General features: G+C 46.5%; 17 protein-coding genes. 5 read left to right on the top strand and 12 right to left on the bottom strand.

What is annotated here, in order from left to right; translation table 11 throughout:
* Positions 1-140: 140 nt before the first annotated feature.
* The 3 genes from AC3Y23_RS18190 to AC3Y23_RS18180 form a co-directional block, all read right to left on the bottom strand.
* Positions 141-4,121, bottom strand: a complete 3,981-nt coding sequence (locus AC3Y23_RS18190) for a discoidin domain-containing protein (RefSeq protein ID WP_379201504.1) — start codon at positions 4,119-4,121, stop codon at positions 141-143.
* A 577-nt stretch (positions 4,122-4,698) separates the two neighbouring features.
* Positions 4,699-5,397, bottom strand: coding sequence for a Crp/Fnr family transcriptional regulator (locus AC3Y23_RS18185; RefSeq protein ID WP_379201502.1), 699 nt, complete (start codon positions 5,395-5,397; stop codon positions 4,699-4,701).
* 75 nt (positions 5,398-5,472) lie between these two features.
* On the bottom strand, positions 5,473-6,987 hold the full coding sequence (locus AC3Y23_RS18180) for a DUF4153 domain-containing protein (RefSeq protein ID WP_379201500.1): 1,515 nt from the start codon (positions 6,985-6,987) through the stop codon (positions 5,473-5,475).
* A gap of 112 nt (positions 6,988-7,099) precedes the next feature.
* Here AC3Y23_RS18180 and AC3Y23_RS18175 point away from each other — a divergent pair, with 112 nt between their 5' ends.
* A complete protein-coding gene (locus tag AC3Y23_RS18175; RefSeq protein WP_379201498.1) occupies positions 7,100-8,788 on the top strand; it encodes an ABC transporter substrate-binding protein in 1,689 nt (562 codons plus the stop codon).
* A gap of 40 nt (positions 8,789-8,828) precedes the next feature.
* On the opposite strand, the gene AC3Y23_RS18170 is transcribed toward AC3Y23_RS18175, so the two are convergent.
* From AC3Y23_RS18170 to AC3Y23_RS18160, 3 genes are all read right to left on the bottom strand, one after another.
* Positions 8,829-9,320, bottom strand: coding sequence for a DinB family protein (locus tag AC3Y23_RS18170; RefSeq protein WP_379201885.1), 492 nt, complete (start codon positions 9,318-9,320; stop codon positions 8,829-8,831).
* Positions 9,321-9,481: 161 nt separating this feature from the next.
* Positions 9,482-9,919, bottom strand: coding sequence for a GNAT family N-acetyltransferase (locus AC3Y23_RS18165; RefSeq protein ID WP_379201496.1), 438 nt, complete (start codon positions 9,917-9,919; stop codon positions 9,482-9,484).
* A gap of 17 nt (positions 9,920-9,936) precedes the next feature.
* Positions 9,937-10,383 (bottom strand): hypothetical protein, encoded by a 447-nt coding sequence (locus AC3Y23_RS18160; RefSeq protein WP_379201494.1) that lies wholly within the window; start codon positions 10,381-10,383, stop codon positions 9,937-9,939.
* Positions 10,384-10,640: 257 nt separating this feature from the next.
* On the opposite strand from AC3Y23_RS18160, the gene AC3Y23_RS18155 reads away from it, so the two are divergent.
* A complete protein-coding gene (locus AC3Y23_RS18155; RefSeq protein ID WP_379201492.1) occupies positions 10,641-11,138 on the top strand; it encodes a GNAT family N-acetyltransferase in 498 nt (165 codons plus the stop codon).
* Between the two features lie 67 nt (positions 11,139-11,205).
* On the opposite strand, the gene AC3Y23_RS18150 is transcribed toward AC3Y23_RS18155, so the two are convergent.
* On the bottom strand, positions 11,206-12,630 hold the full coding sequence (locus AC3Y23_RS18150; RefSeq protein ID WP_379201490.1) for an NAD-dependent malic enzyme: 1,425 nt from the start codon (positions 12,628-12,630) through the stop codon (positions 11,206-11,208).
* A gap of 593 nt (positions 12,631-13,223) precedes the next feature.
* Here AC3Y23_RS18150 and AC3Y23_RS18145 point away from each other — a divergent pair.
* Positions 13,224-14,168, top strand: coding sequence for a tyrosine-type recombinase/integrase (locus AC3Y23_RS18145; RefSeq protein WP_379201488.1), 945 nt, complete (start codon positions 13,224-13,226; stop codon positions 14,166-14,168).
* A 139-nt stretch (positions 14,169-14,307) separates the two neighbouring features.
* Positions 14,308-15,066 carry a toll/interleukin-1 receptor domain-containing protein gene (locus AC3Y23_RS18140; protein ID WP_379201486.1) on the top strand — a complete coding sequence of 253 codons (759 nt, stop codon included), beginning with the start codon at positions 14,308-14,310 and terminating at the stop codon, positions 15,064-15,066.
* Here the strand turns inward: AC3Y23_RS18140 and AC3Y23_RS18135 are convergent.
* From AC3Y23_RS18135 to AC3Y23_RS18120, 4 genes are all read right to left on the bottom strand, one after another.
* Positions 15,032-16,390 (bottom strand): SIR2 family protein, encoded by a 1,359-nt coding sequence (locus tag AC3Y23_RS18135; RefSeq protein ID WP_379201484.1) that lies wholly within the window; start codon positions 16,388-16,390, stop codon positions 15,032-15,034. The two genes, AC3Y23_RS18140 and AC3Y23_RS18135, sit on opposite strands and share 35 nt — an antisense overlap.
* A 359-nt stretch (positions 16,391-16,749) precedes the next feature.
* Positions 16,750-16,908, bottom strand: coding sequence for a GNAT family N-acetyltransferase (locus tag AC3Y23_RS18130; protein WP_379201482.1), 159 nt, complete (start codon positions 16,906-16,908; stop codon positions 16,750-16,752).
* A gap of 158 nt (positions 16,909-17,066) precedes the next feature.
* Complete coding sequence (locus tag AC3Y23_RS18125) at positions 17,067-17,669, bottom strand: histidine phosphatase family protein (protein WP_379201480.1); 603 nt, start codon at positions 17,667-17,669, stop codon at positions 17,067-17,069.
* 52 nt (positions 17,670-17,721) lie between these two features.
* On the bottom strand, positions 17,722-18,333 hold the full coding sequence (locus tag AC3Y23_RS18120; protein ID WP_379201478.1) for a TetR/AcrR family transcriptional regulator: 612 nt from the start codon (positions 18,331-18,333) through the stop codon (positions 17,722-17,724).
* A gap of 121 nt (positions 18,334-18,454) precedes the next feature.
* Between AC3Y23_RS18120 and AC3Y23_RS18115 the strand changes: the two genes are divergently transcribed.
* Complete coding sequence (locus AC3Y23_RS18115) at positions 18,455-19,462, top strand: acrylyl-CoA reductase family protein (RefSeq protein ID WP_379201476.1); 1,008 nt, start codon at positions 18,455-18,457, stop codon at positions 19,460-19,462.
* A 75-nt stretch (positions 19,463-19,537) separates the two neighbouring features.
* Here AC3Y23_RS18115 and AC3Y23_RS18110 read toward each other — a convergent pair whose 3' ends face one another.
* Positions 19,538-20,407, bottom strand: a complete 870-nt coding sequence (locus AC3Y23_RS18110) for a cupin domain-containing protein (RefSeq protein WP_379201474.1) — start codon at positions 20,405-20,407, stop codon at positions 19,538-19,540.
* Positions 20,408-20,492: the final 85 nt, after the last annotated feature.

The following is a 20,492-nucleotide window of genomic DNA, read 5'->3' as shown; positions in this document are numbered from 1 at the left end:
CTTCATTGTAACTGGTGAGCAAGGCTGCTGTCGAATCCAAAAGCACCTGTGAAATGGCCGCACGACAAAAAGCCGCTCCCCTATAGAAGCGAGAGACGGCTTTTTGCAACCGACTACTAAACCGGTCAAGTCATGATGCTTTACGGATTCACATTAATAGTGAATGTCGAGGTGTTGTTCTTGATTGGTGTTACGGTGTTCGTAATCTTCAGGTTGTTGAAGGTCACCGAACCGACTGCCGGACCTTGACCCGGCTCAGCGGATTCGTTCGCCCAGATACCAACGCCGGATTTTGCGTCAAACGCGTCACCGCTCTTTTTCGCACCGGAAATCGTGATGTTCGTGAAGATGGTGTCTTTTACTGGGAACTGCGGTGTATTGCCGACATAGTTGGTCTGGAACATAATACCGTGGTACGTTGGATCAATGATATCTACATCGCTAACTCTGATTCCCTGGAACACCTTGGAGGCTGAGAATACCCAGATGGCCGGGAAGGTCTGAGCGCCCCAGAAATGTCCACCCGCCCGCTCAATCGTGATGTTCTGGAAATTGGTGGTCGGGGAAGCCCCGAAACCATTCATCGGATAACCAAAGTCAAGTGAACTGATCGTCACCCCGGAGTAAACCAGCGTATCGGCGATATAAATGTTACGGAATGTATTGCCATAACCACCGTATACCGCGAGACCCGCTGCACGCCAGGTCAGGAGCGAGGTCAGATTCTCATACACATTGTCCTTCATGTCAGATCCACCCGCATCGATGGCCGAGAACAAGGCGAAGCTGTCGTCTCCGGTAGCACGTGCTTCAATGTTGGAGACCAGGTTGTTCGTACTTCCGTTTGTCATATTGATACCGTCGGCAAAAGTATTGCGGATACGGGAATTCTTGATAACCATGTAGTCCGTGTTAGCACCCCAGTACATGCAGACCTGATGCTCGGTCCAGATGTTGTCGATGGTAATGTTGGCCACATTGGAGAAATCAAAGACTTTACCCGGACCGTCGATACGAGTTACATAGTTGCCGAAGTAAGCGAAATTGGCAAAAGTGGAGCCGTTCGCCGTGTCGGTAGCTCTAAATCCGATATCTGTATTCGTTTGATTGGCCGGGGCCACGAAGCGTGTATACCATGGACCTGCGCCAATGATTTTTACAGGCTTGCCGTAGACCTGGAACTTGTTTGAAGTCTGATACGTGCCGGCAGGCAGATAGACACCGACGAGGTTGCCGGTAGTATCCATGCGGAATTTATCCAGTGCGTTCTGCACGTCCTGATGAGTAAATCCGGCAGGCACTACATACTTGGCTGGATCTGGATTCGGAATCGGGGACACCTGTTCCAGGTTGATAAAGTCGATCGCATATTGCGACGTATTGGCAGCATCCTTTTGCAAACGAATCTTGCTTCCTGCCGGGATGGTGCTGTCGAACATAATATTGGCTTCATCATAGATATGGCGTGGTGAACCTGCGCTTGGTGTCTTGCCAGGGTTAGTCTCCGAGCCATACAGCCAAGAATACTTGGAAGTCAGATTGATTGCCTTTGTGAAGACACCGTTTACATAAATGTTAAGTGTAGCATCTGTTCCGCCACCGCTAGGGGAGTCTGGAATGGAGAATCGTGTCACCAGTGTATTCGTGCTGGCTCTGGTGGTGAATTCTACGTAGCTGCCTGTGGTATTCAGAGTGACCGCTCTGCGGCCGGAAGCTTCACCAGCAAGATCGCCGACGTTGCGGTTCGGTGCAAGCTTCACGGCACCACCACCCACAACAGCATCCTCAGCTTCGTACATATCGTAAGGCATATTGGCCCCGCGTCCTACGAAGAGAGATTGGTTCTGGATGTTGTTACCCTGTTTTACAGGAAGCTCATTGGCATCGACAGCAATTTCACTCTTAATGTTGTACTTGCCGTTGCCAGCCGTCCAGGAACCAAGACTGATTGGAGCTGTCGTTTGTCCACTAGCAATTACGCCATTGTAAGAGCCGCTCAGCGTCTTCACTACGGCATTGGTTGTGGCATCCGTAATGGTCAGGGTAACAGGATGTGCACCTGCGGCGGAAGCTATCGTACCCTGGTTTTTGATCGTAATCGTAAAGTTCACCGTGCTACCTGGCGATGGATTGCTCGGTGACCAACTAACTGAATCTGCAATCAGGTCAGAGCTAGCTACTGGCGTAACCGTCAACTGGGACGGACTAGTGTAGCTGTTGTTGGATTTGTCGAGCTCAATAATATCGTTATTCTCATTTACCTTGGCGATTACTGTATAAGCTGCCGCATCCTTAGCTCCGATGTTCACAGAGACATTCGTGGAAGAACCTGCAGCAAGACCTCCAACGGGAGCATTACCGACAAGCGTGGTACCCAGGTAGAAGTTAACACTGGTGGCTCCAGAAGCAGCCGTACCGATATTCTTCACAGTGGCATTAAGTGTGATGGCACTAGTCTCAACCGGCGCTGTCGGAGTCCAGGACAACCCTGTGATCGTCAAGTCCGGATTAGGAGCTGGTGTACCAAAGATTTGGAATTCGGCAACTTGCCCAGCGCTAGAGCCGGAGTTTGTCGTGATTCTGAGTTGAACTTCGCTGGCTGTAGCGTTAACCGGTATGGTCACTGAATTGCCAGTGGCCGGATTAAAAGTATAGACGGTTGCTGGTACAAGACTGGAGAACGTGGTTCCGTTTTGGTCACGACCAAGAACCTGAATCGTTTGTGTGCGCGTTGACCAGGCTGAAGACGGGTTCAGTTTCAATACGACGGAGCTGATATTGGCATTCGCACCCAAATTCACGCTAAGCGTATTCGGATAACTTCCGCCTGCACCTTCCCAGTACGTATTGACATCTCCGTCATTGGCATTGGTCGCCACGAAAGTAAATACAGAAGAAGAAGCGGTGATCGGTTTGTTTAGCGCCAGGTTGGACCCTGGTCCGGTTGTCGGTGTTGGTGTTGGAGTCGCAGAAGGTGTTGGTGTTACGGTCGGCGATGGCGTTGGTGCTACGGTCGGCGACGGGGTTGGTGCTACTGTTGGCGATGGTGTCGGCGCTACGGTCGGCGACGGGGTTGGTGCTACTGTTGGCGATGGTGTTGGCGCTACGGTCGGCGACGGTGTTGGTGCCACAGTTGGCGATGGTGTCGGCGCTACGGTCGGCGACGGGGTTGGCGCTACAGTCGGTGACGGGGTTGGCGCTACGCCCGGCGTGAGATTCAGGTTATCCAGATTTACATTGCCAGTATCCCCGGCATCGTACTTGTAAGCAATCGTGTTAGTGCCGGCATTCAAAGCCAGTGTCTCTACTTTAGTGGACCAAGAGTCCCAGTTCGCCAGATTCGGCAAAGAAGTCTGTTTGATCTTCGTCCCGTTGACATACACGCTGATCGTTTTGGTACTGCCGGTGGCATTGGCATAACGCAGTGCTGCGTCATAGCTGCCGGCTGTAGGCACATTCACTGTGAAGGTAGTAGTGGCACCTTGCGCCAGGTATCCATCCACAAATCCTGATCCAGTGTAACCACTGTGATCCGTGTTCACCTTCGCACCACCGGACAACGCAGCCGCTTCCGCTTCATACGTTCCCGAAGGTGTCGCAGTTGTACCATAGACTTCAAACTCGGAGATTTGTGCGGCTGGCCAGCCAGTATTAGCTGTGATGTTCAGTCGCACATATCTTACGCTTGTCGCGGTAAAATTGATGGTCACCGTATTGCCATTGGCTGGATTAAAAGCATAGCTGGTACTAGCGACCAAATTGCTGTAATTGGAATCGTTGCTGCTACCCTCTACCGCCAGTGTCTGATTTCTTGCCCCCCAAGTGGCAGGCAGCTTCAGCACAACCTGGTTCACATTGCTGGCTTCACCCAGATCCACTTTAAGCCACTGTGGAAAAGCATTGCTGCTGCTCTCCCAATACGTTCCCTGGTTGCTGTCGTTGGCGTTAGATGCCACATATACATCACCGACGGAGCTAGCAGTAATCGTCTTACCCTGAGCCAGATTTCCGGCTGCTGAACTCACAGATGGGAAAAAGGCTAGCTGGCCTACAAATAATGCAGCAATCAGGCAGTACATCAGGACTGACCTTCTCGTTGAAGCTTTGCGACCTGTTATCATTAACAGCCAACCTCCATATTTTTTATGGTGAAGCATGAACCCTCTGCAACCTTCTGAACTGCACGCAGCATTCGAAAACAAAACATGTCCTTAGATACGAAATCTCGAAATCTTGCAAATCCCCATCTCGTATACGCTTTCAAAACTGATCTTTTATCATCTACCGCCTCCTCCAGGATACTGAAATCGCAGAGAAATACATGTGAAGCAGCATTCTAGTACTAGTAGAAAGCTCATAGTAATCCTCTTAGACACAGAATAGCTGCATCTTCGCATAAAAAAGAACGATCCCCTTGCTTGCGTAAACATGCATAACTGCAACTCAACACGCAATATAAGAAGACCGAACCTCAGAGGGTGACTATAAACTAACTAATAATGGTAACAATATAAGATATAGTAATCTTCCAGTCGATGGCAATTTCTATGATTTGTGTGTGGTATCTTACGATTTCGATAAAATATGCCAATAGTCTTACTTCAATAGACTGACCTTTCACATATAGAAAAGCAAAAAGACCGCTTCTTCCGGCCGCAGCCTGATTTAAAGCGATCTCTGGCAGTCACTTATGCCGTTCTATTCGTACAGACTGCCGCTTGCTAGCTCAGCCAGTTTACCTTCATCCAGAATACTTAGGCGACCATGCTTCCGTTCGATGATGCCCTGTTCAATAAATCTGCGAACAATCCGGTTCAAATGCCGGTAGCTGGTACCTAGCAATTCCGCTGTTTCTGTCAACGTGGAGGTGCGAATCTCATCTACGTATCGTACCCCCTCACGGTCCGTGAACAGTGACAACAGATAACTCGCAAACCGATTCTCGACCGGATACAAGAGATTCAGCGCAGAAGTCTGTCCCAGCGTGTAGAGCTTATGGCTCAGTTCTCCGTATAGAAAACGCAGCAGCACCGCATTATGCTCTATTTCCTTCAGCAGCCGTTTACGACTGGCAAGCAGGAGCAGGCTATCTCCCACCGATTCGACCTGGTTCTTCACAGGATATTCCCTTAGCAGCTCTACATCTCCGATAATCGACATCGGCCGTGCAAAACGTACTAGCATTGACTTCCCGTTTGGCAACAGCGTATGAATCTTAAGGTTCCCCTGTACGAGGATGAATAGATATTCCAACTTGTCTCCAACCGAACAGATCGCCTCGCCATCTCCGTACAATCGCAGCTCCATAGACTCGATCATCGGACTGCCAAAAAGTTCGTCAAGACCGTTTTTGTCCGCCAGTTGGCGAACAGCCTCCCGGTCATATATCATTTGCATTCGCCATATCCCTCCGATGCTCCAGTGTAATGTAGAATGCCCCGTAAAAAAAGGACATATGTCCTTTTTGGCGAATTATTTTCTCTCTGCTGTAAAATACGCTCTCAGTTCATGTTCTGCCCTATACCGCGCTACATTAAACGACTGCCATTTGTCAGTCGCCTGGCTGACTTCCCATTTGTTACGCAAATCATTATCGAGTATACCATTCTGACTACGACTGAAATCAATTAGGGTCGGAATCGCTTGCGGCGATAATGTAAACAAGTAATTGGCATCCAGCTTGCCACTAGTGAGATATCGTTCAATATTCTTGTTCGCAACAATTACGTCCAAAGAGATATAGTTCATCACGACGTACGACACCAGCCCCAGCACAATATAACATTTTGCCAGTGAAATCTTCTTACTGCCAATCCGTAGAGCTGCCAGACCAAGCAGCAGGCCCAAGAAAATCATAAAAGCATGCACCAGAAAACGCGTGTAGGTATATCCATACGCTTCCTCATATAAGGACAGCCGGGTAAAAGCCGAATACAGCATGACGCCGGAACAACCTACCAGGATGTATAGTAGAAAACGAGTGATTTTTCGCAGTAAACCTTGCCCCTCGCTTGAAGGCAGAAGGCATAACAGAAGCATTATGAAATTGATTCCTGTCACCATCACCAACTCGAAAAAACCGCTCCGAGCATAATCAGCATACGTACTGCCCGTTGGCAGAATTCCCTCCCAGGCACCGAACAGATAGGAGAACTGTACGAACACAAACAGCACATAGACCGTATTAATCGAAATTAGAATCGTCGCCATGATCACGGGATCTATTCTGAAAACCGGCGGTTCCGTTGTCTCCATATTTAGCTGCTGTAGCGCAGGATTTTGGGCATTCCAGCTGTAATCCTTGGGATCAACAAAGCCCCAGACAAAACCGAAAAAGCCAAGTCCGAACAACAGTACCCACAACACCCGTACAAAGCCCTCGCCCAGAGACAAGTTACCCAAGAGATTAGGAAGCTCCTGCATCAGATGAAGGAAGACACCGTCGGCAGAGGAGAGCAGCGAGACCACAATCAGCAGGATTGGACATGAAATGGTCAAACCAATCAACACCTTAATTAGAACCTGCCTCCGCTCGTCCTTCATTTTACCACCCTGTTTGCTGCGCAACTGAGCAAAGGCTGTGCCCCAATGCCGAAAACTTTGCGGAAACAAATGTTCCAGCATTTTGCCGATCAGCTTTCCGTCACTCCATGAGAGTCTGTCTGCTCCCAGCATATATGTCATATGTAAAAGAATCAGGATCGGGATGACTAGCAAATTGAATGCGAAGAAGAACATATCCTGGAACAATGCATACGTTAGCGAGAGTAAACCTATGGCAGCCAGCCATAGGTAGCTGAACCACGAGAATGGGCGTCTTTGCTCCCTAGCATAGTACAGCATAAAAACGTAGAACAAGGTCACAAAGATCGGATATGAAATGCCTGGTTGTGCGCCAGAGAACAGATACTGGTGAAGAATAGCCAGCAGAAATGCAGCACCCAATACGACAAGTGGGCGGACCCGCCTTACTTGGTTTTCGAACATGGTAAATACCTCCAGTTTATGACTTTCTAATCCTTATTTTAGATGTTAAAATAAGAAGATAAATAGAAAAAATGAAATTATTATTTCCTATTATCAAAGGAGGCTCTCTTTCGTGAAGCTGCACAGCCATTACTTGAAGCTCCATTCACGCTACGGAAGCGCCGCCGAAGCAACAGTTACCCTGGACGAGCTGGCACAGACCTTGGGCTGCACCCACCGTAACGCCTTGCATGTCGTGAATAAAATGGTCCAGCAGAGCTGGATCGTCTGGACATCCAGCCGCGGACGGGGGCGGCGCTCCACGCTGCGCTTTCTGCTGCCTTCCGAGGAGATCGCTCTGCAATCAATGAAGCAGGCGATAAGCCGCAAGGATATCCTTAGCTCCATCGAGGGCATTCGGGATCATGCCCGCTCCTCGTCACTTCAGGACACCCTTCAGGGCTGGCTGCTGGACTATTTCGGCCATCATTCCGAGATGCGCAGCGATAAGCAAATTGATACCTTACGTCTGCCCATCACACAACAACTGCATACCTTTGATCCGTTATATATGAATTTGCTGGCAGAGTCTTTTGTGTCCAGTCATGTATTTGATGGTCTGCTGCGCCAGAGCGGAGAACAGAACATGATCAGTCCGGGGCTAGCCCATGCGTGGGAAGCTGATGAGAGCCGGACGACATGGACTTTTTTTCTGCGTAAAGAGGTCCTGTTCCATCATGGCAAGGTGCTGGGTGCCGAGGATGTTGTCTATTCCTTTGAGCGGTTGATGCAAACTTCACAGCGAACGCTCTACAGCTATATTTTCAAGGAAATTCAGGCGGTTACCGCTATTAGTCCGACAACTGTACAGATACAGCTTAAGAAGCCTAATGAACTCTTCCTCCCCTTCTTATGCACCAGCCGGGCGGCAATTGTGCCCCGGGACTGGGAAGGCGCGCGTGGTGCAGACCTGGGGCGTCAGCCTGCCGGGACAGGACCGTTCAAGATCACGGAAATGCATGAGAATCTATGTGTGCTAGAAGTGTTTCCGTATTATTTTCAGGGACGGGCTCACCTGGATCGTGTAGAGATTATCTATGTACCGTGGGAGTTCGATGCCTCTTCTGCCGATTCCGGTGCCGCGTTCCATGTGATCCAGAACCCATCCGCCACCGAGTCTTCCAGTTGGAGTCGTATCCATTCCGAATCTTCCACGCGCAAGTTTGTGACCTGCAATACACACAAAACAGGACCGCTGAGCGATCCATTGGTCCGAGGTCATCTGATTTCCTGTCTGCAAGGGACGGCAACTGGCAATATCCCGCGAAGTTCCCTATCCCACATGGGCCCATTGCAGATTGCCACCATCCCCCAATATGCTGGCGATGCCGAAGATATTGCCGTTAAACTGACTGCTTCCGGCTATTCCTGCAGAGTTGTCACCGTGTCCCCGGAGGAATTCAAAGGGTCTATCCGTCTGGAATCAGATCTTATTGTCTTCTCCCTATTCCGTGATCAGGATGAGCAGCTGCGGCTGTTCGACCTTTACCAGACCTTGTCGCGGCATCTGGAGGCGCACACGCGAGGCGACATCGAAGGCATGCTTCACAGAATCTCCCGGGAACCCGATCCGCATGTCAGAGCCGAGATCTTTCAGCGGATTGAGCAACGTCTGACGGACGAGCATCATCTGCATATTTTATATGAAAAACCTACCCAAACTGCCTACCTCCCCTCGGTTCGTGGCGTCACCTTCAACAGCCAGGGCTGGGTGGATCTACGTCATCTCTGGTTTCCTCCGGAAGACTTGAAAGCCCGGTAACTGCTAGTTACCGGGTTTCTTCATGGCTGGGAATAGGGTCCTATTCCCGGCCGGGCAGGCTAAATACCAACCCTTTGTCTATCAAGTTAGCGGACACCGGCGCCTTGCCAATCTCTCTGGCCCATACCGACAGCTGTCCCATATGATGAATCTCGTGAGCAATCACATGACGGAGCACCTCACCCCAAGCCAGGGAGCGCACCTGCCCGTCTGGCAGCAAATCATCGAACATCTTCCGTTCCAGCTCTTCCCGCCAACCTAATACGAATCCCTCTACATCTTGGCGGAAACGGGCATCCAGCGCCCTCACCTGTGCCAGACTCTGGTACAAATTGAAGTCCTCCAGGAAATCCGGCTTGCCCTGAATGGTCTGGATCCAGCTCCATTCAACATCAGCGACATGGAACAGTGTCTTCAGAATGCTTCCTACACCGCCTGTCCTTACTTTGAGTAGCTCCTCCTCAGGCACATCTTCACACCAACGGTACCACTGCTCCCTGACCATCCAGTTATATCGAAATAATGTCTCCAGATCGAACGCCTCCATGATAATAATATTCTGAGTGTAATATGGCGGGAGTTTTCGTAGTATGGAAAAAATAGCTTTAAAAAATCAATCCCACGTATGTTCTCCTTATCCTCTCATCGTCTCTTACGGCACAAAGCAGCTACGCAGCCACTTCTGGTTAACCCCTAGCTTAAATGCTTCCTATAGCCCTCTACTTTCTCGTCGCGGAAGCCCAGCCTTTCATAGAAAATATGCGCTTCCTTCCGCTGTTCGCCTGAGACCAGAATCATGTAATAGCAGTCTCGCTCACGGGCTATTTCTTCAATGCGCACCATCAGCTTCTTACCAACGCCTTGACGGCGGGCACGTGACGAGACCACAACATTCTCAATCACCATAAATGGTTGACAATCCCCAACAAGGTCATAACACAGAATACCCATTACCGAACCTACCAGCTCTCCATCTATAAAAGCACCCAGCAAAATGTACCGGTTGTCAGCCTTCACCAGCTTAAAAATTTGCTCTAGCTTGCCCCGATCTGCCGCTCTCCCCACCAGTTCATGATACAGATCGTTTAACGCATCCAGATGCTCTAATTCTATTTCCTTAAGAATAACCATGTTTGTCCTCCGTCGATTTATTTTTTAGGGACTTTCAGTTCGAATTGCTCCTTCTGACCATCCCATTCAACCTCAACTTGAATTACGGCGTCCTCTTGCTCGATAGATCCGTTACTTACAGACCCAGACTTCAAATCAGCAAAGTGAACTGGACCCTCGATAGTACTACTGCCTTCCCCGGTAGTTCCTTTATAGCTGTATTTCAATTCCTTAATGTCACCGAGATCGGTTTGCTTCCCCTTGTACTTGAGCTGGAAAATGCGCTCATTCGAAGAACTATACTGCGGTCTCTCGTTTTTCCTTTCGGTCAGCGTTGTTGATGCTTTCTGCACATACTCCGCTGCCCACTGCTTCCCCTCACCTTTAAACGTATAATTATACTTATGAGTCTCTGAATTACAGGACGCAAGTAGTAATAGCGTTACCGCCCCCATCAACAATACACGCAGTGCCTTCATCATCATACAGACCTCCTGTCTTATTTGATTAAGACCACATGTCAGCCGTTCGTAAGATCGCCCAAATGTGATTACAGTGATTAGTATAATTTTACAACAAAAAGAACTTTACCTTCCAGTTCTATTGTCCGCAGGAGTAAACTTAGATAATACCAGGATCTGACCAATTTATCATGCCGCGTGATATGCGTACAGACTGTTTCTCTTAAGAAAGGATTGATAAGATGAATGACTTTGAATTCCCCTCCTTGCAAACTGCTAGATTGACCCTAAGACTATTGACACTTGAAGACAGTCAGGAGGTATATAAACATTTTGCAGATGAGGAAGTCACGAGGTTCATGGATATTTCGCCCTGCAAGAGCCAGGAAGAGGCTGAAGAAATCATCCAATTTGGGATAGATCACCCGGGATGCCGCTGGGGAATATTTGAGACGATCACCGGCACGCTTATTGGCACTTGCGGTTATCATTGTTGGGTAACTAAGAGCAACGGCGAAGCCAAAGCGGAAGTCGGTTATGACCTGTCAAAAGCATACTGGGGGCAAGGATTTATGACAGAAGTCATGGCTCCCGTGATTTCATTTGGTTTTGAAAAAATGGGGTTGTCGATGATTGAAGCCACAGTGGAACCCCAGAACGACCGATCTATACAGCTGCTGAACCGGTTGGGTTTTACTAGGCACCAAGAACTCGTAGATCAACTTGTATACTTTCATCTGAACGCACCACTATGTGAGACCTCTCCTGCTGACTCCTAGGCTCCAGTTACACAGCAAAGAAGGACAGCCCTATCAGCTGCCCTTCCTTTATCTAAACCCCTTAGTGCTACTCTTTCTTCGCTTCTGCAGAAAAGTCCGGGGGAATCCGGCGGGCTGTATCCGTTGCAATCGCCGCCTTTATCACAGCTGAACGAACCTGCTCTACCACCTTGTCGTTAAAAATACTGGGAATGATGTAGTGCTCATTCAATTCGTCCGTCTGCACCACAGAAGCAATGGCTTTAGCCGCTGCCAGCTTCATATCCAGATTAACCGCTCTGGCCCTGCAATCCAAAGCCCCGCGGAAAATACCTGGGAAACACAGCACATTGTTAATCTGGTTCGGGTAATCACTTCGACCAGTGGCTAGCACCCGCACATGCGGTTCAGCCAGATCCGGTTCAATCTCCGGCGTAGGGTTCGCCATTGCAAAAACGATGTTATCCTCAGCCATGCTTTTGAGCAAATCGACAGTCAATATCCCGGCTCCGGCCACCCCGATGAACACGTCTGCACCCCGGATCGCCTCCGGCAAGCCGCCGGTAATCCCTTCGGGATTCGTTTGTTGGGCCAACCGACTCCACTCTGCGTTGCTGTATTGTTTTTTAGCCGAGAGGATGCCTTCCCGGTCTACCGCAAAAATATTTCGCGCCCCTGCTGCCAGGAGCAGATTACATATGGAAACACCTGCCGCACCAATCCCTACCACTACAATTCGTGCAGTTCCAATATCCTTATCCACAACCTTGAACGCGTTGAGCAGACCCGCGAGAGCCACAACAGCCGTGCCATGCTGATCATCATGAAAAACAGGAATATCCAGCTCTTCCTCCAGCCTTCGCTCAATATCAAAGCAGCGCGGTGAACTAATATCCTCCAGATTGATTCCGCCAAACCCAGGAGCAACCGCTTTCACGATTTTCACAATTTCATCCGGGTCTTTCGTATTCAGACACAAGGGGAATGCATCAATGTCTGCCAGCTGTTTGAACAGCATGGCCTTGCCCTCCATCACCGGCATCGCCGCTTCAGGTCCGATATCGCCAAGTCCCAGCACCGCGGTGCCGTCGGTTACAACAGCTACTGTATTTCTTTTCATCGTCAGGGAATACGCTTTGTTAGGATCTTCGTGAATGGCCATGCTGACCCGGGCTACACCTGGGGTGTACACCTGCGACAGATCCTCGCGGTTCTTGATCGGCATCTTGGGTGTAACCTCAATCTTACCGCCAAGATGAGCCAGGAAGGTCCGGTCAGATACGTTGATCACTTTGATGCCAGGCATGTCCGATAACACACCGACAATCTCGCCGTTCGCCGCATCCGGCACATTCACCGTAATATCACGGGTCGACACATCCTTGCCTGCACGTATGACGTCAATCGCTACAATGTCGCCACCCACTTCAGCAATTCTGGATGCTACATCACCAAAAGACGCAACCGATTTCCGTATTTCCAGTCGGATAATCATTGTTGTCGCTATCGACATACATTCTGCCCCCTTGTCTCAAAGTCTGCTTCCACTGTACAACACTCATATTATAGGAGATAGATTCCCATTACAATAGATGGAAATTCGTATGCCCTAGCCACTGGCTGATCATTGTCAGGATATCCAAAAGACACGACATTAAGACGCAGTGTAACCCACTCCAAGCGACAAATGCGCCGAAAGTCTCAATTTCATTCTGCAGAGTATTGGAGTAACTGGAATTATTCCTGTTATTTTCGTTAAATTCTCTTCTTATCAAAAAGTAACTGGAAAAACTCCTGTTAATCGCCTCAATACTAGAGCATTACGGGATTAAAGAGGTTTATAACGGGAGAAATTCCATTTATTTATGATAAATAAGGTGAAACGAAGTAATTAACGGTATAATTTCCCGCTATCCAATTCCCTCTTAGGCTCGAACGTGAGCTCAGGTGATTGTTCCGGCGAAATGTGGACTAGAGGTCGGTGTTTTGTGCATTACAACTATCGATCTGGCAAGCCATGGATAAACCTAACGTTCTAACGGTAAACTTTGCTATAATTTGAGCAGTCAAGAACCTACATAACATACATACACCAGGAGGAATACCATGACGCTCCCCGCTTCTGAATTGCCTGCATATCTTGAGAAATATATTTCCTTTTTAATCATCGAAAAGAATCTATCATCTAAATCGATCAAAGCCTATACTTCCGACCTCAACATGCTGCACTTCTGGCTCATAGAGAACGATATAGAAGGGATCTCAAGCGAGAGCCTCCACCTCTATTTTCATAGCTTCAACAGTACAGGTACGCTCAAAGACTCGACCATTAAGCGCAAATACATATCTATCAAGGCCTTTTTTTTATTTTTAGTCCAAAAAGAGTGGCTAGATCAATCCCCTCTTCAGAATTTCGGAAAAAAGTTCAAAATGGCCAGACGAATTCCGAAAACACTGGCCGTAGAGGAAATCGAACGATTGCTTCACTCCCCGCAATTGGACCGTGAAACCTTAACGACTCCTTTTCGCCAACGTTTATCCATCCGTAATGATGCGATAATCGACTTATTATTTTCAACAGGAATGCGTATTGGCGAACTGACTCAAATTCATTTGCAGGACATTGATCTCAAGAATAGAGTGGTGGTCATTTTCGGAAAGGGACGCAAAGAGAGGTTGTTGTATTTGTCCAGTACGGAGCTTATTGAGAAGCTAAATGAGTGGTTGAACGTGCGAGAACTGTTCCGTCCCCAAGTCGATACCCTGTTCGTGAACAAATACGGCCAAGCATTATCTATTTATGGTGTTGAAGATATTTTTACGAAATACAGGCAGCTCGCTAACATTAATGAAAAAGCCACACCGCACTACCTGCGCCATTCTTTCGCAACTCAACTGCTAGAAAACGGAGCCGATCTGCGCGCTGTCCAAGAAATTCTGGGTCACTCCAGCGTAAGCACCACCGAAATCTACACTGAAGTATCTGTCAAAAGAAAACGGGACGTCCTCTCCCAGTTCAATCCCCGGAACCGAATTATTACCTCCAAATAACTACGAATTATTTGGAGGTACTGTCATAAGTTAATTTGAACCAACGACTAAACGGTATATTAAAAGTTGTTTTAAGACAGCTATATGAAGTGATATATCAATACAATGAGACTTATTATCTATAGTATAGAGGTGTCCAATGATTTTTTTGTGTTTTTCTGGAAAAGACCGCGAAACAGTAGTAAGATCTATTCTCTATCATCTGGAGAATTATGGAATAAATGTTTGGTATGATTATCATGAACATTATCTTGGTGATAATAAATTTGATAATTATGTAAGAGGAATCAAAGAAAGTAAATACGCTATTATTGTAATATCAGAACACTTTTTTGAAAGCTCTGGTGCTATTGAAGAAATTGAAGTTATCTATAAAGAATTCCAAAGAAGAAAGATACATATATTCCCTATTTTTTATAAGATTAAAGCAAAGGATCTTCCTAGTAAGTATGATTGGTTAAGCGACTTAATTTACAATGAAGTCGATAATACTACCGGTACCTTAGCAATATGTAATCAGATAATATGCAAATTTTTAAAAGATACAATTTCTTTTTATAAATACGCAGATCTAGCTGATTGCTATCATAAATTGAATGAGCAGGTAGGAAGAATTGATAATAGTAAATATTTATCTGAACTAATTAACACATATTATAATATTGATCGTAACAATTTAAACGGTCGCATAACTATCTTGTATTCTTTGTTTCTTTATATTTCAAATTTGAGGGATGTCTGCGTCCCAAAATATGTAACAAAAAGCATAAGCTATTTATTTAATCTTACAAAACTTGACTTAATATCTGATTTTAAGGAATTAACCATTGTAGAGTACGCATTGGTAATTTATTTAAATCAAATTATAAACATACCTCTTCAAGGATTTGAAGAATAACTTTTGTAATACAGCTTGGATTATTCTCAGTTTTTAAAATATCAATATATCTTTCTAGATAAGGATACAGTGTGATGTTATTTTTTACTTCTTCCCATATCTCAGCTGCGGAATAAGACGTCACACCAATTGGAATTATTATTTTCTTATGTTTCTTTGCTATTTCAAATTCTTCTTTTACTCCGCGTGAATTTACATATCCATCTTGATATGGACTCTGTCCAAACATAAAAATTGCGACGTGGCAGTTTGTTATCAACATTTCTCGATGAGCATATTGTTCTGCTGGTGACATGCTTGATAGAAAAGGCCGCATTAGTAAATGTTTTTCAATCTTCATATTATGATTTAATAAATGCTGAATACTTGTGCCGGCCAAATAATTTCCCATTTTTCTTCCATATCCTGTGTAAATATAATACTTATTTAATAGTAATCCTTCGGATAATTTGTCACAAAGTTCATAAGCGAAAAGATCTTCCTTCGAGGGAAGCATTTCGAAGGTTCCAGAAAAGAAAATATTTTTCTTTTTGATAGTTTTATTTAGCTCATTTAAAACAATTGGTAAATCGTCATAATTATCAATGAGTAAAACTCTTATTTTATATCTTTTTTCTAAATCTTCTATAAAATAATTAAAATTGGTATTTTTTTCATCTTTCATAATCGCATAATGATAGTTTGCAGAATTACCCAGACATTTATTAATTGTGTTGAGACATGAAAGCACTAAAGTATCAGAAAAACTATATCCTAAAAAAAGAAAAGTGTTGGACACTAACTCCTTTTTAAAAAATGTTAATAATAACTCATGGGTACTATTATAAGAGTCTAAATCATTCTTACTAATTACAATTCTATCAAGATTTGAAACATCGCCGTTTAGTTTATAAATATTTACTCTATTGTTGCGGCTTATGTTTGCTAGGTCTTTATCGTTATTTACGCTATTTGATTGAATATTTCTTTTGTGTAAGTTCTTCTCAAGCACTGTATCATAATTAGTAGTCCAAACTGTTGAAAAGTTAAGATTTAATAATTCATCTATTAATGAACTCTCATGATTTAATATATTAATATTATCGTTTACTATTTTTTTAAGAGCACTTTCACCAAACGTATTAGCATAATATTGCGCTAGTAAATACAAGTCTGTAGAATCAGTGATTTCAATTCCTAGTTGCCGCGCACATGGCTGTAATAGTGACTTCCAGGAGGGATAACCCGTTGTCGCTGATACCCCTGATCCCAAAAACAATGATGCTTCATCAGCCAGTGTCTGTTGTGAGTAAAAATCCAAAAATTGCTCTTTCGTTAGCCTCATCTACGCACCTCAAAATAAATAATTAATGTTTGCCGCATAATAGGAAGTACCTCCAAATAATTCGTAGTTATTAGTCCATAGGATTACACTTGAGCACCTCATAGAGGTAAAAGATAAACAACATTTTCTAACTATAATTCTTTATATTCGTCTCAAAATTACAAATCCCTCCTGTAACGAACTTATATTAATCAAAAATATAACAAATGCAGACAAAATAAGACAGCAGAACCTTACAGTCCTACTGTCTTGATGTGTCCTTCAGCCTATCTCCTTCATACTCTACTCTTTCTAACCCAGCACCTTCCGCAGAACAACATTCCCCTCCCCACCGGGACCAAAGACATCAGGTATGGTGGCTACAGGGCCAACTCCGTTTTTTCCATAGAAGGAAATGTGTCGTAATCTTCAACATACCTCAGCATAAGCAGGCAGTAGGCTACGCGAGACTTCACTATCTCTTCTACATGTTGCAGCAGGATACTGCCGATCCCTTTTCTTCGATGCTTCTTGCTCACACAATATCAAGTACCTCAGCCCTGGGTGCTAAGTGTTACACTCCTCGGGGGCGCTTCGTAATGAAAAGCAGTGATAATTCCGTACGCTTCATCCAATTTCCCCACATGAAAAGCAAAGAACATAGAGAGCTTAACTATAATCATGCTCGCTAACTGCCCTACTTAACAGTCTTCTCAAACGTGTACAAACCACCATTTTTCGGAATAGTAAATGCTTCCCCCTGGTACCCTCTTCGCAGCAGCTCCTTACGAAGAACCTTCATAAACGCGCCGTGAGTCACGAGCAGTGTAGCTGCATTCTGATCCTGCTCCATCTGATCAATGACATTTCTTGCTCTTAATATTGTCTCTCTCCTGCTCTCTTGCTGAGAGCGATGTGACCCATACCAAGCTAGCCTTCCAATTATCATCCACCAGCTTAAAGGCAGCCTTATAGGGAGTTTGGTGAATGCACGAACATCGATTTCCCTAAGTTGGTCTGTTATAACAATTTCTCCAGTGTACATCGTTTTGGCTGTTTCAGCCGCTCTATATAGATTGCTCGACAAGCATCGATTCCAGTCCGCATCAAGAACATCTACGACCCGAGGCCTTTCTATACTGCACGTGTTATATTCATCCACCCAAGCGTTAAATTGCTGCGCGCTCATCCATGTTCCCTCTGTCTGCAGATCAACTTTGAAATGTCTGAGCAGTCCAATTTTCACATTCCCGCTTATCGTTGCCACCTCATCCCCAACAGAGTTCGTGTAGCCGCTCAACAATGGCTTCTTTTCCTAGATCTTTATGTGCAGTATGCAAAGCCCCCCAATTTCAAATGGGTTCCGGTCCCTTACTAAGCACATTCCACACCGCATCATAACAGGATTTCTTAAACACAGCATGCAGCTCATCCCGATCCGACATCAGCCATTGAATCAGACAACCGTCAATAACGGCCCGGATCACCGGAGCCGTTGTGTCAGGGGAGAGATGGGGGGCAAAAACTCCCTCCTCCTGACCGATCAGCAACACTTCTGTGCTAATACTGGTACAGTTGTCATAGAAACGCTGGTTGATCTCACGGTACACAGAAAGACGGCTGGCCCGGGCCAGGAAATCCAGATATACCCGGTAAAAGGACCGGTTCTTCTCCGGAGAGACGAACACGGAATCAATATACGCTCCCAGTTTACCGGCAGCCGTCGTCTCTTGCTGAACAGCTGCGCGTTCTTTTTCATAGATTCTGGCGGTCAGCCACTCCAGGAGCTCCGTCAGCACAGCTTCCTTATTCTCAAAGTAGTAGTGCACTACCCCCTTGCTCACCTCGGCATGATCCGCTATGACTTGTAAGGTCACGGCATCATATCCGTATTCGGCCAACGCCCGAAAGGCTGCGGAGAGGATTTGCTTGCGTTTTTCCTCAGATTTCTTATAACGTACCATAATACCTCCATTAAACAGGCAATAATGCATATTATATCACAGACATAAAAAAGTTGACCGGTCAGAATAAATATTATATAACTGTCTTACATTTCACTTCGAGCAAAGGAGTCCTTCGTACATGAACTCACAACTACCAGACTCATTTCAAGCCCTAATGGTTGATAAGACCGCTGACTCATTCTCTGTCGGTATCCAATCCCTTACCTTGGCAGACCTGCCTGCCGGAGAAGTTGTCATCAAGGTCGCTTATTCCAGTGTAAACTATAAGGATGGTTTAGCCAGCATTCCTGATGGAAAAATCCTCAAATCCTATCCATTCATCCCAGGTGTGGACTTGTCAGGTTATGTAGTCTCGTCTAGTGACGAACGTTTTACCGAAGGCCAGCCCGTGATCGCTTGCGGCTATGGCATTGGCGTAACTCATTTTGGCGGCTTTAGCCAGTATGCACGTATTCCCGCTGACTGGATCACCCCCCTCCCGGACGGGCTTACCTTAAGAGAAGCCATGATCTATGGAACCGCCGGCTTTACAGCAGCCTTGTCCATTCAAGGACTAGAAGCTCATGGGCTATCTCCTGAGAAAGGAAAAGTGCTGGTCACTGGAGCCACCGGTGGTGTAGGCGGAGCTGCTGTGGCAATGCTGGCTGCCAAGCAGTACAGCGTCGCAGCCAGCACTGGCAACAGCGCAGCTGGAGACTATCTCAAAGCGTTAGGCGCTGAGGAAATCCTCTCCCGTGAGGATGTGCTTGGGGCTTCTACGAAACCCCTGGATAGACAATTATGGCAGGCCGCCGTCGATTCTGTCGGCGGAACTACATTGTCAGCCGTCCTGAGCAAGCTCGCTTACAAAGGTTCTGTAGCCGCAAGCGGTTTGACCGCAGGAACCGCCTTGCCGACTACTGTGCTGCCATTTATTCTGAGAGGGGTTAACCTGCTCGGTATTGACTCCGTGTTCTGTGATGCACAGACAAGAGCAAGCGTCTGGGGACGCATGGCAACCGACCTGAAGCCTGAGCACCTGGATCTTCTGGTTGACCGAGAAGTGACACTGGAGGAACTGCCAGGAGCGCTGGAGGATATTTTGAAATTCCGGACCCGTGGTCGTGTGCTTGTTACTTTATCCTAAAGTTCATATATACAAAATAAAGGGCGTCTCCGCAGCCGTGTTCTGGCTTAGGGGACGCCCTTTGATATCTGAGGATTAGACGGATTCAGAACCTCCGACATATTGTACAGTCGGCTGCTGTTGTGCATACGGCTGCTGCCGAGAACTCTCCCCATACAATTGATGGGTATATACTGGCTGCCCATAAGACTGTGGTACTTGTGCATAGGGTTGAGGCGCTTGCGCATAAGGCTGAGCTGTCTGGTTCCATCCTTGTTGCGGTGCATTCCAGTGAGGCTGCGGTGTCTGTGCCCATCCCTGTTGAGGCCCATTCCAGTGAGGTTGAGGAGATTGCCCATATTGCTGAGGCATAGTTCCGTAAGGCGATTGAGCATGAGGTTGTGGATTCGGCATCGCATTCTCCTTTTTACCCTTGACTGCCCCTTTTACACAGCCCACCGGTGGACCGATGAAGGTTCTCTTTTGAATGGGAGCGAGCGCATCTTCTACTTTAGCTTCATCCAGGCAGTAGGTATGGGCAAGCACCTTCGTCGGAGTAAGCTTCAGAATATCCGAACCCAGAATAACCTCTGGAACCGGCGCATCAAAAATAGCCAGCAAATGCGTATCATCCATCGTAGCCACCTCATAATGCCACCAGCCTTGCGGAACATTGGCTACCTGACCAGGGGTGAGCGGGAAATGCAAAAGCTCATTCGTAAACGGGTTAATCAGTGAGACTACAGCCGCGCCACAGATACAATAGACCAACTCTGCCGCATTCTGATGATAGTGGGGCTCTACCACATTTGATTTACTGAGGAAGATATCCAGCAGTGAAGTGTTCTCCAGCGTGTTCAATTGTTGAACAGACAGTACATTGATAAAGTTCCGATCGTCTTTTTTGAATAATAGGTTTTTGTTCACATCCGCACTAAACTGTGTCCCTGGAGACGTGTAATCCATATAAGAAGTCAAAATACATTCCTACCCTTCTGTCATCCCAATTTTGGACTCTCTGTGGTAAGATATGTGTTTGCCTAGGCCCAGG

The organism is Paenibacillus sp. MAHUQ-45, assembly GCF_058133325.1.
This window is presented reverse-complemented; position numbering and strand designations above follow the sequence as displayed.

Coding starts and splice junctions, on each gene's coding strand:
- AC3Y23_RS18190 (WP_379201504.1), bottom strand. CDS start 4,121: ATGATAACAGGTCGCAAAGCTTCAACGAGAAGGTCAGTCCTGATGTAC.
- AC3Y23_RS18185 (WP_379201502.1), bottom strand. CDS start 5,397: ATGCAAATGATATATGACCGGGAGGCTGTTCGCCAACTGGCGGACAAA.
- AC3Y23_RS18180 (WP_379201500.1), bottom strand. CDS start 6,987: ATGTTCGAAAACCAAGTAAGGCGGGTCCGCCCACTTGTCGTATTGGGT.
- AC3Y23_RS18165 (WP_379201496.1), bottom strand. CDS start 9,919: ATGGTTATTCTTAAGGAAATAGAATTAGAGCATCTGGATGCGTTAAAC.
- AC3Y23_RS18160 (WP_379201494.1), bottom strand. CDS start 10,383: ATGATGATGAAGGCACTGCGTGTATTGTTGATGGGGGCGGTAACGCTA.
- AC3Y23_RS18150 (WP_379201490.1), bottom strand. CDS start 12,630: ATGTCGATAGCGACAACAATGATTATCCGACTGGAAATACGGAAATCG.
- AC3Y23_RS18145 (WP_379201488.1), top strand. CDS start 13,224: ATGACGCTCCCCGCTTCTGAATTGCCTGCATATCTTGAGAAATATATT.
- AC3Y23_RS18140 (WP_379201486.1), top strand. CDS start 14,308: ATGATTTTTTTGTGTTTTTCTGGAAAAGACCGCGAAACAGTAGTAAGA.
- AC3Y23_RS18135 (WP_379201484.1), bottom strand. CDS start 16,390: ATGAGGCTAACGAAAGAGCAATTTTTGGATTTTTACTCACAACAGACA.
- AC3Y23_RS18120 (WP_379201478.1), bottom strand. CDS start 18,333: ATGGTACGTTATAAGAAATCTGAGGAAAAACGCAAGCAAATCCTCTCC.
- AC3Y23_RS18115 (WP_379201476.1), top strand. CDS start 18,455: ATGAACTCACAACTACCAGACTCATTTCAAGCCCTAATGGTTGATAAG.
- AC3Y23_RS18110 (WP_379201474.1), bottom strand. CDS start 20,407: ATGGATTACACGTCTCCAGGGACACAGTTTAGTGCGGATGTGAACAAA.